At 32.0% G+C, this 13140-nt stretch carries 13 protein-coding genes and 2 tRNA genes; all 15 read right to left on the bottom strand.

All coding sequences use genetic code 11. From position 1 onward, the window contains the following. The gene (gene nuoK, locus ACTT9R_RS07225; RefSeq protein WP_075485602.1) at positions 1-312 is read right to left on the bottom strand and encodes an NADH-quinone oxidoreductase subunit NuoK; all 312 of its coding nucleotides are present in this window, start codon (positions 310-312) and stop codon (positions 1-3) included. After that, positions 305-937: an NADH-quinone oxidoreductase subunit J gene (locus ACTT9R_RS07220; protein ID WP_440908616.1), complete on the bottom strand. Its 633-nt coding sequence runs from the start codon at positions 935-937 to the stop codon at positions 305-307. The genes nuoK and ACTT9R_RS07220 overlap by 8 nt, the downstream gene beginning before the upstream one ends. Continuing rightward, entirely contained in the window at positions 938-1423 is a 486-nt protein-coding gene (gene nuoI, locus ACTT9R_RS07215) for an NADH-quinone oxidoreductase subunit NuoI (RefSeq protein WP_440927316.1), read from the bottom strand. Between the two features lie 2 nt (positions 1424-1425). Then, complete coding sequence (nuoH, locus tag ACTT9R_RS07210; protein ID WP_072090495.1) at positions 1426-2424, bottom strand: NADH-quinone oxidoreductase subunit NuoH; 999 nt, start codon at positions 2422-2424, stop codon at positions 1426-1428. Position 2425: 1 nt separating this feature from the next. Then, complete coding sequence (gene nuoG, locus ACTT9R_RS07205) at positions 2426-4453, bottom strand: NADH-quinone oxidoreductase subunit NuoG (protein WP_440927315.1); 2028 nt, start codon at positions 4451-4453, stop codon at positions 2426-2428. Next, complete coding sequence (gene nuoF / locus ACTT9R_RS07200) at positions 4446-5777, bottom strand: NADH-quinone oxidoreductase subunit NuoF (protein ID WP_440927314.1); 1332 nt, start codon at positions 5775-5777, stop codon at positions 4446-4448. The genes nuoG and nuoF overlap by 8 nt, the downstream gene beginning before the upstream one ends. Continuing rightward, positions 5770-6378 (bottom strand): NADH-quinone oxidoreductase subunit NuoE, encoded by a 609-nt coding sequence (gene nuoE, locus ACTT9R_RS07195; protein WP_440927313.1) that lies wholly within the window; start codon positions 6376-6378, stop codon positions 5770-5772. Before nuoE ends, nuoF begins: the two co-directional genes overlap by 8 nt. Then, positions 6375-7550: an NADH-quinone oxidoreductase subunit D gene (locus ACTT9R_RS07190; RefSeq protein WP_440927312.1), complete on the bottom strand. Its 1176-nt coding sequence runs from the start codon at positions 7548-7550 to the stop codon at positions 6375-6377. The genes nuoE and ACTT9R_RS07190 overlap by 4 nt, the downstream gene beginning before the upstream one ends. Further along, entirely contained in the window at positions 7534-8139 is a 606-nt protein-coding gene (locus tag ACTT9R_RS07185; RefSeq protein ID WP_440927311.1) for an NADH-quinone oxidoreductase subunit C, read from the bottom strand. The genes ACTT9R_RS07190 and ACTT9R_RS07185 overlap by 17 nt, the downstream gene beginning before the upstream one ends. Positions 8140-8141: 2 nt before the next feature. Then, positions 8142-8657, bottom strand: a complete 516-nt coding sequence (locus ACTT9R_RS07180; protein WP_023853927.1) for a NuoB/complex I 20 kDa subunit family protein — start codon at positions 8655-8657, stop codon at positions 8142-8144. 15 nt (positions 8658-8672) lie between these two features. Beyond that, positions 8673-9041 (bottom strand): NADH-quinone oxidoreductase subunit A, encoded by a 369-nt coding sequence (locus ACTT9R_RS07175; protein ID WP_440927310.1) that lies wholly within the window; start codon positions 9039-9041, stop codon positions 8673-8675. 86 nt (positions 9042-9127) lie between these two features. After that, a tRNA-Asp gene (locus tag ACTT9R_RS07170) sits at positions 9128-9204 on the bottom strand. Between the two features lie 12 nt (positions 9205-9216). After that, positions 9217-9292 (bottom strand) — tRNA-Val (locus ACTT9R_RS07165). Between the two features lie 49 nt (positions 9293-9341). Further along, complete coding sequence (lon, locus tag ACTT9R_RS07160) at positions 9342-11720, bottom strand: endopeptidase La (protein WP_440927309.1); 2379 nt, start codon at positions 11718-11720, stop codon at positions 9342-9344. Positions 11721-11780: 60 nt separating this feature from the next. Then, entirely contained in the window at positions 11781-13049 is a 1269-nt protein-coding gene (clpX, locus tag ACTT9R_RS07155) for an ATP-dependent Clp protease ATP-binding subunit ClpX (RefSeq protein WP_440927308.1), read from the bottom strand. Positions 13050-13140: the final 91 nt, after the last annotated feature.

Raw genomic sequence — 13140 nt, 5'->3', positions numbered from 1 at the left:
TTATCCTTTTAACTTATCTATTTCTTCAACTCGTATTGTTCCAGAGTTTCTGAAATACACGACAATGATTGCTAATCCAATAGCTGCTTCTGCTGCTGCAACAGTAAGAATGAATAAAGTAAAGACTTGTCCTGCCAAATCTCCTAAATAAATAGAAAAAGCAACTAAATTGATATTTACAGCAAGTAATATCAATTCAATACTCATTAATATAACAATGATGTTCTTTCTGTTTAGAAAAATACCAATGATGCCAATTGAGAAAATCACAGCACCTAGAGTTAAATAATGTCCTAAACCTATCTCAGTCATCTATTTTAACTCCTTTATTACTTTGAACCTCTAGAACCTCAACACCCTCTGCTCTTTCTCTGGATATTTGCTTGATATAACTTTGTTTTTTAACACCTGATCTTTGTCTAAAAGTTAATACTATGGCCCCTACCATGGCAACTAAAAGGATCATTCCACTAATTTGAAAGACGTGGATATAGTCAGTATATAAAACTTGACCTAATGAATGGGTATTACTTACACTTGTACTAGCAAGTGAATTATTAATATCAAAAATTTCTGGTTTATATTTCCAACCACCTATTACAATTATAATTTCAAAGAAAATTAATGTACTTATAATTAGACCAACTGGAATATGTTTTGAGGTTGCTTGACCTGCAAACCATTGATTTTTCTGTTGTGCTACATTTAACATCATCACTACAAATAAAAACAAAACCGCTACAGCTCCAACATAAACAATTAGCATTATCATTCCCAAGAATTCAGCACCAATCATTATGAAAAGACAAGAGATACTTATGAAATCAAGAATTAAGAAAAATACTGAATGAACAGTATTTTTAGAGGCTGTTACCATTATAGCTGAAACAACAGCAATTATTGAAAATGTATAAAAGAAAATAGCGTGTGCAATCATTTATCTATGGATATTATCAGCTTTAATATTAGCCTCCAAAACATTCTCCCATCTGTCGCCATTATCTAATAACTTTTCTTTAGTGTAATAAAGTTCTTCTCTTGTTTCTGTTGAAAATTCAAAATTTGGACCTTGTACGATTGCATCTACAGGGCACGATTCTTCACATAGACCACAGTAAATACATTTCATCATGTCAATATCGTAACGTGTAGTCTTTCTACTTCCATCTTCTCTCGCAGCTGACTCGATAGTTATTGCTTGAGCAGGACATACTGCTTCACATAATTTGCAAGCAATACATCTTTCTTCTCCGTTTGGATATCTTCTCAAAGCATGCTCACCTCTAAAACGAGGACTTATTTTACCTTTTTCAAAAGGGTAATTAATTGTTTTTTTTGGTTTAAATAATTCTTTAATAGCAATTAACAAACCGCCAATGAAATCTGTCATTAATATTGTTTTAAAAAATCTTGTAATCTTCATTATTAATTCACAGGTAAAAGGTTAAAATAAAATAAATAGCTAGCTGTTAATACCACCCAAGTTAAAGAAAGAGGAAGAAAAACTTTCCAACCAAGTCTCATTAATTGGTCATATCTATATCTTGGTACTATCGCCTTAACTAAAGCAAAAAGGATGAATAGAAGAAGAATTTTTAATATTAACCATATTGCACCTGGAACTAATGTAAATGGATAAACATCAATTGGGGACATCCAACCACCTAAAAATAATATTGCTCCCATTGCACACATCAATAAAATATTCGCATATTCACCTAACCAAAACATTGCATACATCATTCCTGAATATTCTGTTTGATAACCAGCAACCAACTCTGCTTCTGCCTCCGGTAAATCAAAAGGTGGTCTGTTAGTTTCAGCTAAAGCGGAAATAAAGAATATTACAAACATTGGAAATAATGGAATTACAAACCACATATTTTGTTGAGCAATAACGATGTCGTTTAAGTTTAATGAACCAACACAAAGTAAAACATTTATAATTATTACCCCAATTGAAACTTCATAAGATACCATTTGAGCAGCAGAACGAATTGCTCCTAGAAAAGGATATTTGGAGTTTGATGCCCACCCGCCCATGATTATTCCATAGACACCTAGTGAAGAAACGGCAAATAAATAAAGTATTCCAACATTAATATCAGCCAAAACCTGAGTTGCACTAAATGGGATTACAGCCCAAGCGATTAAAGCTAGAGTCATCGTGACTATTGGAGCCAATATAAAAATTACTTTGTTTGAGCTAGATGGAATAATGATTTCTTTAAATATATATTTTAAAGCATCTGCTAAAGATTGTAATAAGCCAAACGGACCAACAACGTTAGGTCCTTGTCTTTTTTGAACAAAAGCCCAAACTCTTCTATCTAGCCAAACAATCATTGCTACAGAAACAAGAACAGGAACTAATAAGAATAAAATCTTATAAACCTCTTGAAAAACTATGCTCAAGTATTCCATATTAACCTTCTGTACCTGTTGATTTTAGATTTAATTTAGAGTTATTACATTCAACCATTGTTTTTGATGATCTTGCAATAACATTCGAAAAATAATAATCTTTAACTTTGATTATTAAAGTTTCATTTTGAAACTCATTAGTAGAATTATTAATGTCATTTACCTGTTTTTCCTTTTGTAAATTTAAATAATTAAACATGCTGCTTTCTAATTCATCTTTATCATTAAATAATTTTCTATTATTCATAACTTCAACAAGTTCGTTTATTATTTGCCAATCTTCTTTTGCTTCGCCTGGTGGATATGATGCTTTGTAGGCTTTTTGAATTTTTCCCTCTAGATTGGTAAAGTATCCATCTTGTTCAGTATATGCAGAGCCTGGTAAAATAATATCAGCGGACTCAGCACCTTTGTCACCATGGCTACCTTGATAAATTATAAATTCATCTTTTTTATCAAATTCTAAATTGTCCTGACCTACAAGATAAACAATATCAAATTTATGTTCTTTTAAATCATTTATTAAGTTATTTTCATTATTAATTATTCCAAGATCAATATTTCCTACGGTTGCTGCATCAGTTGATAAAATATTTAAAGAATTCCATTCATCTGAAATTTTATTATTTTTTGATAAAAATTCTTTTGTTTTATTAAACAAAAATTCTGAAGACTTTAATCTAAGTAGAGACTCACCAATAATAATTATTGGTTTTTTTGAATTAATAATTTCTTTAGATACGTCATGATTTCCTTCAAGAATATTATTTAAAGTTTGTGTTTGACCATCTAAACTTTGATAGGGATAAGTTAAATCACCAACATCATTAAGTGAAATAATTTTTGTATTGTTGTTTAAGTAGGCTTTTCTAATTCTAGCATTTAAAATAGTTGCTTCATATCTCGGGTTTGCACCTACTATCAAAATTAAATCTGCTTCTTCAATGCCATTAATAGAGGAATTAAATAAATAATTTTCTCTTTTTGAAGTATTTATAAATCTGTTATCAGATCTTGTGTCGTAATTTTTATTATCAATTGTCCGATCAAAAAATTCTTTAAAAATATAACTGGTCTCCATATTAGTTAAATCACCAACAAAACCACATATTTTTTCTTTTGATGTGTTTTCAAATTTAGATTTAATTATTTTATACACTTCATCCCACGAGGCTTTTTCGAATTTGCTGTTGTATTTGATAAATGGAGTATCTAATCTTTGATGTAGAAGACCATCACAAGCATATCTTGTTTTGTCTGAGATCCATTCCTCATTGATATCTTCATTAATAATTGGAAGTACTCTTTTGACTTCCCAATCATATGTATCTACTCTTACATTTGATCCAATTGCATCCATTACATCAATTGTTTCGGTTTTCTTTAGTTCCCATGGTCTAGCTTCAAATACATAAGGTTTTGATGTTAGGGCTCCTACTGGACATAAATCTACAACGTTTGCAGACAATTCGGATTGCATTGATTGCTCTAGGTAAGTTGTAATTTGCATATCTTCACCTCTTCCAATAGCACCAAGCTCTGGAACTCCGGCAACTTCCGTTGCAAATCTTACACATCTCGTACAGTGGATACATCTTGTCATTTGAGTTTTAATCAATGGTCCCATATTTTTTTCAGGAACTGCTCTTTTGTTTTCTTTAAATCTTGATTTGTCTATGCCGTAGTACATTGATTGATCTTGAAGATCACATTCACCTCCTTGATCACATACTGGACAATCTAAGGGATGGTTAGCTAACAAAAATTCCATTACTCCCTTACGAGCTTTTTCAACAAGAGCAGTGTTTGTTTTAATATTCATACCCTCAGCAGCTGGCATAGCACATGAAGCAATTGGTTTAGGAGATTTTTCCATTTCAACTAAACACATTCTGCAATTACCTGCTATCGATAATTTTTCATGGTAACAAAATCTTGGAATTTCTACTCCAGCTTTTTCGCAAGCTTGAAGAACAGTTAAACCCTCTTCAACTTCAACTTCGATTTCATTTACTTTTAATTTAAGCATTTTTTTTATCCAATAAATGTTGATCAACTAAATATGGAATATTATTTTTCTTTTGAACAATAGGATCCAAATTGTTTCTTTTCTCAATTTCTTTTTTAAAGTGTCGAAGCAATCCTTGAACTGGCCATGATGAGCCTTCTCCAAAAGCACAAATAGTATGTCCTGCAATTTGATTTGTAACATCACCTAACATATCTACTTCATCCTTCGTTGCATCACCTTTTGCCATTCTCTCAAGCATTCTCCACATCCAACCAGAACCTTCTCTACAAGGTGTACATTGACCACAACTCTCATGTTTGTAAAATCTTGCAATCCTTGCCATACATTTAATAATGTCCTGATCTTTGTTAATAACTACAATACCAGCTGTACCAAGTCCGCTTTTTTCTTCAACACATGCATCAAAGTCCATTTTTAAAGTTTCACATCTTTCTTTCGGTATTAGTGGCATTGAAGAACCTCCAGGTATTACAGCCTGTAAATTTTCCCATCCACCAATTACACCTCCAGCATGAACTTCTATTAATTCTTTTAAAGGAATACTCATTTCTTCTTCAACATTGCAAGGATTGTTTACATTTCCAGAAATACAGAAAATCTTTGTCCCAGTATTTTTTTCTCTTCCTAAAGAGGCAAACCATTTGGCTCCTCTTCTTAAAATGGTTGGAACCACTGCAATTGTTTCAACGTTATTTATTATTGTAGGGCATCCATATAGGCCTATCAAAGCTGGGAAAGGTGGTTTTAATCTAGGTTGACCTTTTTTACCTTCTAAACTTTCAAGTAGTGCAGTCTCTTCACCACAAATATATGCACCAGCTCCGTAATGAATATAAATATCTAAATCCCATCCTGTACCAGCTGCATTTTTACCTAACAATTTTTTTTCATAAGCTTCATCTATTGCTGTTTGAAGTTTTTGCCCATCAACAAAATATTCTCCTCTTATGTAAATATAACAAACATGTGCTTGCACTGCATAAGATGCTATTAAACAACCTTCTATTAATTTGTGAGGTTCAAATCTTAAAATGTCTCTGTCTTTACAAGTTCCTGGTTCAGACTCATCGCCGTTAATAACTAAGTAATGTGGTCTAGATCCAACTTCTTTTGGCGCAAATGACCATTTTAAACCAGTAGGAAATCCTGCACCACCTCGACCTCTTAGTTGAGATTCTTTAATTTCATTAATTATCCAGTCTCTTCCTTTGTCAGTAATTTCTTTTGTATTTACCCAATCACCTCTCTCTTGTGATGAAGATACATCTGAGCCTTTGTCATTATATAAATTCTGAAAAATTCTATCTTGATCTTTAAGCATTTTTTAAATCCATTAAGGTTTTCCTATTATTTTCTGGTTCATTATTTACTCTTCCTCTATACGAACCAGGTTTTGGGGTTTCTCCATTTAAAATTTTATCTAAAATATCTAAAGTTTTTTGTTTATCTAAATCTTCATAATAGTCATCATTAATTTGCATCATTGGAGCATTGACACATGCCCCTAAACATTCAACTTCCATCCAAGAACAGATTTTATCATTTGATAATTCACATTCATTTTCAGAAATTTTTTCTTTACAAGCCTCAACTAATTGATTTGCACCTCTTATCATACATGGTGTTGTGGTGCATACTTGAACAAAGTATTTGCCTACAGGAGCTAAATTATACATTGTATAAAAAGTAGCTACCTCATAAACTTTAATGTAAGGCATGTCTAAAAACTTAGCGATGTACTTCATTGCAGCTAAAGGTATCCAATTATTATTTTGTTTTTGAGCTATATAAAGTAAGGCCATTACAGCACTTTGCTGTTTACCTCTAGGATATTTTGCAAGAATAACATTTGCTGCTTCTAATGATGAAGCATTAAATTCAAAACTTTCTGGCTGATCTTTAGCAGGTCTTCTTAAACTCATCTGTCTACCTCACCGAAAACAATATCTAAAGAACCTAATACCGCAGGAACATCAGCTAACATGTGGCCTTTAATTAGATAATCCATTGATTGCAAATGTGAAAATCCTGGTGCTCTTATTTTACATTTATATGGTTTACTTGAACCATCAGATATTAAGTAAACACCAAATTCTCCTTTTGGTGCCTCAACAGCTGTATAAATTTCATCTTTTGGAACTCTGTATCCCTCTGTAAAAAGTTTAAAATGATGTATTAAAGCCTCCATTGATTGTTTGATTTCTGCCTTAGGTGGTGGGCTAATCTTACCATCTAATGATTTAATTGGACCTTTTTCCATTTTTGCCAGACATTGTTTGATAATTGAAACACTTTCTTTCATTTCCTCAATTCTGCATAAATATCTGTCATAACAATCTCCATTTTTTCCAACTGGTATTTTAAAGTCTAAACTTTCATAGCAGTCATAAGGTTGGGATTTTCTTAAATCCCATGCAACACCTGAGCCTCTTATCATAACACCTGAAAAAGAATAATCTAAAGCATCTTCTTTTGTGACGACTCCTATATCGACATTTCTTTGTTTAAAAATTCTATTATCAGTTAACAAACTTTCTAAATCGTTAATTATTTTCGGAAACGTTTCACAAAATTTTGCAATATCTTCCTCTAAACCTTTTGGCAAATCTTGATGAACACCTCCTGCTCTAAAATAATTTGCATGAAGTCTTGATCCTGAGGCTCTTTCATAAAATGTCATTAGGGTTTCCCTTTCCTCAAAACCCCAAAGAGAAGGTGTTAACGCCCCAACATCAAGCGCTTGGGTTGTAACATTTAAAATATGACTTAAGATTCTGCCTATTTCACAAAAGATAACTCTTATGTATTGCCCTCTAATTGGTACATCTATTTTAAGCATTTTTTCGACAGCAAGTGCGAATGCATGCTCCTGATTCATTGGAGCGACATAATCTAAACGATCAAAATAGGGAACTGCCTGCATATAAGTTTTATTTTCGATAAGTTTTTCTGTTCCTCTATGAAGTAAACCGATGTGAGGATCTGCTTTTTCAACTACTTCACCATCTAACTCTAAAATTAATCTGAGAACACCATGAGCCGCAGGATGCTGAGGACCAAAATTTAAATTTAAATTTTTAATTTTTTTTGTCATTATTCTCAATTTCTTCTTTAATGTATTTTGTTCCTTCCCATGGACTTTCATAATCAAAATTTCTATAATTTTGCTCAAGTTTTACTGGTTCACTAATTACCTTCTTCTGATCTTCGCTATATCTGACCTCCGAGTGACCAGTTAATGGAAAATCTTTTCTTAATGGATGACCTTCAAATCCATAATCCGTTAGTATTCTTCTCAAATCTGGGTGATCCTTGAAAGATACTCCGTACATATCAAATACTTCTCTCTCCATCCAGTTTGCTGATGGAAAAATGCTAGTTAATGATGGAATAACTTCATTTTCGGCAATTGAATATTTTACAATCAATCTTTGATTAAATTCATGACTTAAAAACAAGTATACCACTTCAAACCTTTGATTTTGTTCTGGGTAATCAACAACCGTTATATCTATTAATTGCCTAAATTTAGTATCTTGATTTGTTTTTAAGAATATAGCAACATCAACAATATCTTCTTTATCTGTTTCAATATAAATTTGGTTATGTTTAATTTCTGTATTGTTAATTTTGGTAGTTAACTCAGAATTAATTTTTTTTTCTAGATCTTCTAAACTTTTCATAACTACCTAATAAAAGATCCTTTTTTTCTAATTTTTTTTTGTAATTGTAGTATGCCATATAGCAGTGCCTCTGCTGATGGAGGACATCCTGGTACATAAACATCTACAGGAACAATTCGATCACAACCTCTAACAACTGAATATGAATAATGATAATATCCTCCTCCATTTGCGCAACTACCCATTGAAATCACATATCTTGGTTCAGGCATTTGGTCATAAACCTTTCTTAAAGCCGGTGCCATTTTATTTGTTAAAGTGCCTGCAACTATCATAACATCGGATTGTCTTGGCGAACCTCTTGGAGCGGCACCAAATCTTTCTAAATCATATCTCGGCATAGCTGTTTGCATCATTTCAACAGCACAACAAGCTAAACCAAAGGTCATCCAATGTAGTGATCCTGATCTTGACCAGTTAATTAAATTATCAAGGGAGGTTGTTATAAAACCATTCTTGCTAAAATCTTCTGCAAGTTGTTTAAATTCCTCAGGAACTTGATCTATTTTATTATTCATTGTGGTTTATAATTTTTATTCCCAGTCTAAAGCACCTTTTTTCCATTCATAAATAAAACCTATTGTAAGTATGAACAAAAAAATCATCATTGATGAAAAACCCAATAATCCAATATTTCCAAGAGATATTGCCCATGGAAATAAAAATGCAATCTCTAAATCAAAAATAATAAATAGAATTGCAACTAAATAAAATCTCACATCAAATTCCATTCTTGAATCCTCGAAAGGTTCAAAACCACACTCATAAGCTGAAAGTTTTTCAGGATCAGGTTTTTTTGGTGATAGAATAAAGTTTACAACCACAAAAGCACAACTTAACCCCAGGGCTAATATTAAAAATATTATTATCGGTAAGTAATCTTTTAAAAAATCAGATAACATGGAAATCTATATATCAGTTTTTATCTGTTGTTGAAGGGCTGATACGTCACATTTTTATTAATATTAACATTAAAAATGCGAAAAAGTGGCGGGAGTGAAGGGACTCGAACCCTCGACCTATCGCGTGACAGGCGATCGCTCTAACCAACTGAGCTACACCCCCACTTTGAAGTTTTGGTGGGCAGTAAAGGACTCGAACCTTTGACCCCCTCGGTGTAAACGAGATGCTCTACCAACTGAGCTAACCGCCCAAAACAAGGCTACTTATTACATCAACACTTAAATAATGTAAATTAATTATTATTGAATACTAGCTTGAGATTTATCGTCTTTTTTAGATATATCAACCTCTACCCACTCAGTTGGTTTAAGTTCTTTTGTAAGGGCTATCTTTATAACCTGATCAGCATATTCAACTGGAGTGATCTTAATATCATCTATAATTTTCTTAGGCATATCTACCAGATCTTTTTCGTTTTCTTTGGGAATTAATACTTCTTTTATTCCAGCTCTATGAGCGGCTAATAATTTTTCTTTCAAACCACCAATTGGCAATACTTGACCTGTTAAAGTAACTTCACCAGTCATAGCAACATCTCTTCTTACAGGAATTTTGGTAATTGAAGAGATTATCGATGTTACCATTCCAATACCAGCAGATGGACCATCTTTTGGTGTAGCTCCTTCAGGAACATGAATATGAAAATCTTTTTTCTCAAAAATAGGAGGAATAATTCCATACTCTAAACATTTTGACCTCACAAAAGATTTTGCAGCTTTAACTGACTCTTGCATTACGTCACCTAATTTACCAGTAATTTGCATTCTTCCTTTTCCTGGCATTGTAACAGTCTCAATTTTTAAAATTTCTCCACCATACTCAGTCCAAGCAAGTCCTGTTACTATACCTACTCTATTCTCGGCCTCTAATTCTCCAAACTTAAACTTGGGAACACCTAAAAAATCAGATAAATTTTTATTATTTATTCCTACCTCTTTTTCTTCACCAGCTACAATTTTTTTTACAACTTTTCTTGCAAGTTTAGAAATTTCTCTTTCAAGATTTCTTACACCAGACTCTTTTGTATAGCCTCTAATAACTTCTTTTATAATATCATCATCCAGCTTCATTTCTTTTTCTTTAACGCCGTTATCTTTAATTTGTTTTGGTAACAAATACTTATTTGCGATGCTGATTTTTTCATCCTCAGTATAACCTGCTAATCTGATTACTTCCATTCTGTCTAATAAAGGAGGTAGAATATTCAAAGTGTTAGCAGTTGTCACAAACATCACATCAGATAAATCATAATCAACCTCTAAATAATGATCATTAAATGTTGTGTTCTGCTCAGGATCTAAAGCTTCTAATAATGCTGAAGAAGGGTCTCCTCGATAATCATTTCCAATTTTATCTATTTCGTCTAATAAAATTAATGGATTTTTTGTGCCAGCTTTTTTCATCATCTGAATAATTTTTCCTGGTAAAGAACCAATATAAGTTCTTCTATGACCACGTATTTCAGCTTCATCTCTCATTCCACCAACTGACATTCTAACAAATTCCCTATTTGTAGCTTTTGCAATTGATTTTCCTAATGAGGTTTTTCCAACGCCTGGGGGTCCAACTAAACATAAAATTGGGCCTTTAATTTTTTCCATTCTTTTTTGAACAGCTAAAAATTCTATTATTCTTTCTTTAACTTTTTCTAATCCAAAATGATCTTTATCAAGAATATCTAAAGCTTTCTTTAAATCTATATCTACCTCACTTTTTTTATGCCAAGGAAGTTCTGTCATCCAATCTAAATAATTTCTCACAACTGTTGCCTCAGCTGACATTGGACTCATATTTTTTAATTTTTTTAACTCTTGTAAGCATTTCTTCTCTACCTCTTTTGGCATCTTTGCTTTTGTTATCGCTTTATTCAAGCTGGTTGTTTCATCTTTACCGTCTTCGATTTCGCCAAGTTCTTTTTGAATAGCTTTTAATTGTTCATTTAGATAATACTCTCTTTGAGTTTTTTCCATCTGGGTTTTAACTCTGCCCCTAATTCTTTTTTCAACACCAATAATACTTGTTTCATTTTCCATTATTTTAATTATGGCGTTTAATCTTTTCTTTACATCTACAGTTTCAAAAATTTGTTGTTTTTCAGAAATCGTAGCAGTTATATGAGATGCAATGTTGTCAGCAATCTGAGAAGGGTCTTTTAATTGCTTGATTGTATTAATTGTTTCACTAGATATTTTTTTATTTATTGAGGTTAATTTTTCTAATCTTCTTAAAGCTGTAGCAGCTAAAGGAAATAAGTCCTCATCTTTGGGTGAAACATCGTTATAGTGTGTGTAATCACATGTTATAAACTTTTCATTATCCTTAAAGTCTAAAATTTTTACTCTTCTAGTTCCTTCAACTAAAACTTTAACTGTGCCATCTGGTAATTTTAATAACTGTAAAATACTTCCTTCACAACCATACATAAATACATCTGTTTTCTTAGGATCATCAATTTCTGAATTTTTTTGAGTTACTAAAATAATTTTCTTATCTTTCTTCATCACTTCATTAAGTGCTGAAATAGACTTATCTCTTCCTACAAATAAAGGTATTACCATACTTGGAAAGACTACAATGTCTCTCAAAGGAAGTAAGGGCAGTGAAATTTTGACGTCCATATGTACAATATGGATATTATATTTTATAATGCAATAGGTATTTATTACTTATTAAGGATATTAAGCCGCTGTAGTCTTATTAGACTTAGATTTATTGTCACCTTTAGCATGAACTAAAATTGGTTGTGACTGTCCTTTTGCTGCACCAGCATCAACAATAACTTCTTCAATGTTATCTTGGCTTGGAAGATCGTACATTGTTTTCAACAAAATATTTTCTAGAATTGATCTCAAGCCTCTTGCTCCAGTTTTTTTGTTAATTGCTTTTTGCGCTATTTCTTTTAATGCATTTTCTTTAAAAGTTAGTTTGGCACCATCTAATTTAAACAGTTCTTGATATTGTTTTGTTAATGAATTTTTTGGTTCTTGTAATATTTTTATTAATGATTTTTCATCTAAATCTTCAAGTGTTGCTATCATTGGAAGTCTTCCAATAAATTCTGGGATTAATCCAAATTTTAATAAATCCTCTGGCTCTAAACCTTTCATCCATTCACCAGTTTTCTTATCTTGAGTATTTTTAACATCTGCACCAAAACCAATCGAAGTTCCCTTATCTCTTTGAGAAATTATTTTATCAAGTCCTGCAAACGCACCACCACAAATAAACAATATATTTGTAGTGTCTACTTGTAAAAATTCTTGCTGAGGATGTTTTCTTCCACCTTGAGGCGGAACACTTGCAACTGTACCTTCCATTATTTTAAGAAGAGCTTGCTGAACACCTTCACCAGATACATCTCTTGTAATTGATGGATTTTCAGATTTTCTACTAATTTTATCAACTTCATCAATATAAACTATTCCTCTTTGAGCTTTTTCAACATTGTAATCTGAAGCTTGTAACAATTTTAAAATAATATTTTCAACATCCTCTCCAACATAACCTGCTTCTGTTAATGTAGTTGCATCAGCCATTGTAAATGGAACGTCTAGAATTCTAGCAAGAGTTTGTGCAAGCAATGTTTTTCCACAACCTGTAGGACCTACTAAAAGTATATTAGATTTTGATAACTCAACATTTTTACTTGTTTTGCTTTCGTAGTTTAATCTTTTGTAATGATTGTGTACTGCAACAGACAATACTTTCTTCGCATGAGCTTGACCGATTACATAATCATCTAATACTGAACAGATTTCCTTTGGAGATGGAAGACCATCTTGATGTTTTACAAAAGTATCTTTGCTCTCTTCTTTAATAATGTCCATACATAGTTCAACACATTCATCACATATGAAAACAGTTGGACCAGCAATCAACTTTCTTACTTCATGCTGGCTCTTGCCACAGAAAGAACAGTAAAGAATATTTTTATTATTTGTTGTCATTTTAATTTTTATAACGAATCAATATAATCACTTTATTATACAAAACTCACACTAATCAAGTTTCGATTAATAATGTCTCAATATATTGTGT

Origin of the sequence: Candidatus Pelagibacter sp. (genome assembly GCF_052049835.1) — a bacterium.
In the GTDB taxonomy this organism is placed as follows: domain Bacteria; phylum Pseudomonadota; class Alphaproteobacteria; order Pelagibacterales; family Pelagibacteraceae; genus Pelagibacter.
Note: the sequence above shows the minus strand (reverse complement) of the source record. Positions and strands in the feature narration are given on the sequence as shown.

Excerpts from the sequence above, each read along its gene's own strand:
- nuoK (WP_075485602.1), bottom strand. The coding sequence starts at position 312 with ATGACTGAGATAGGTTTAGGACATTATTTAACTCTAGGTGCTGTGATT.
- ACTT9R_RS07220 (WP_440908616.1), bottom strand. The coding sequence starts at position 937 with ATGATTGCACACGCTATTTTCTTTTATACATTTTCAATAATTGCTGTT.
- nuoI (WP_440927316.1), bottom strand. The coding sequence starts at position 1,423 with ATGAAGATTACAAGATTTTTTAAAACAATATTAATGACAGATTTCATT.
- nuoH (WP_072090495.1), bottom strand. The coding sequence starts at position 2,424 with ATGGAATACTTGAGCATAGTTTTTCAAGAGGTTTATAAGATTTTATTC.
- nuoG (WP_440927315.1), bottom strand. The coding sequence starts at position 4,453 with ATGCTTAAATTAAAAGTAAATGAAATCGAAGTTGAAGTTGAAGAGGGT.
- nuoF (WP_440927314.1), bottom strand. The coding sequence starts at position 5,777 with ATGCTTAAAGATCAAGATAGAATTTTTCAGAATTTATATAATGACAAA.
- nuoE (WP_440927313.1), bottom strand. The coding sequence starts at position 6,378 with ATGAGTTTAAGAAGACCTGCTAAAGATCAGCCAGAAAGTTTTGAATTT.
- ACTT9R_RS07190 (WP_440927312.1), bottom strand. The coding sequence starts at position 7,550 with ATGACAAAAAAAATTAAAAATTTAAATTTAAATTTTGGTCCTCAGCAT.
- ACTT9R_RS07185 (WP_440927311.1), bottom strand. The coding sequence starts at position 8,139 with ATGAAAAGTTTAGAAGATCTAGAAAAAAAAATTAATTCTGAGTTAACT.
- ACTT9R_RS07180 (WP_023853927.1), bottom strand. The coding sequence starts at position 8,657 with ATGAATAATAAAATAGATCAAGTTCCTGAGGAATTTAAACAACTTGCA.
- ACTT9R_RS07175 (WP_440927310.1), bottom strand. The coding sequence starts at position 9,041 with ATGTTATCTGATTTTTTAAAAGATTACTTACCGATAATAATATTTTTA.
- lon (WP_440927309.1), bottom strand. The coding sequence starts at position 11,720 with ATGGACGTCAAAATTTCACTGCCCTTACTTCCTTTGAGAGACATTGTA.
- clpX (WP_440927308.1), bottom strand. The coding sequence starts at position 13,049 with ATGACAACAAATAATAAAAATATTCTTTACTGTTCTTTCTGTGGCAAG.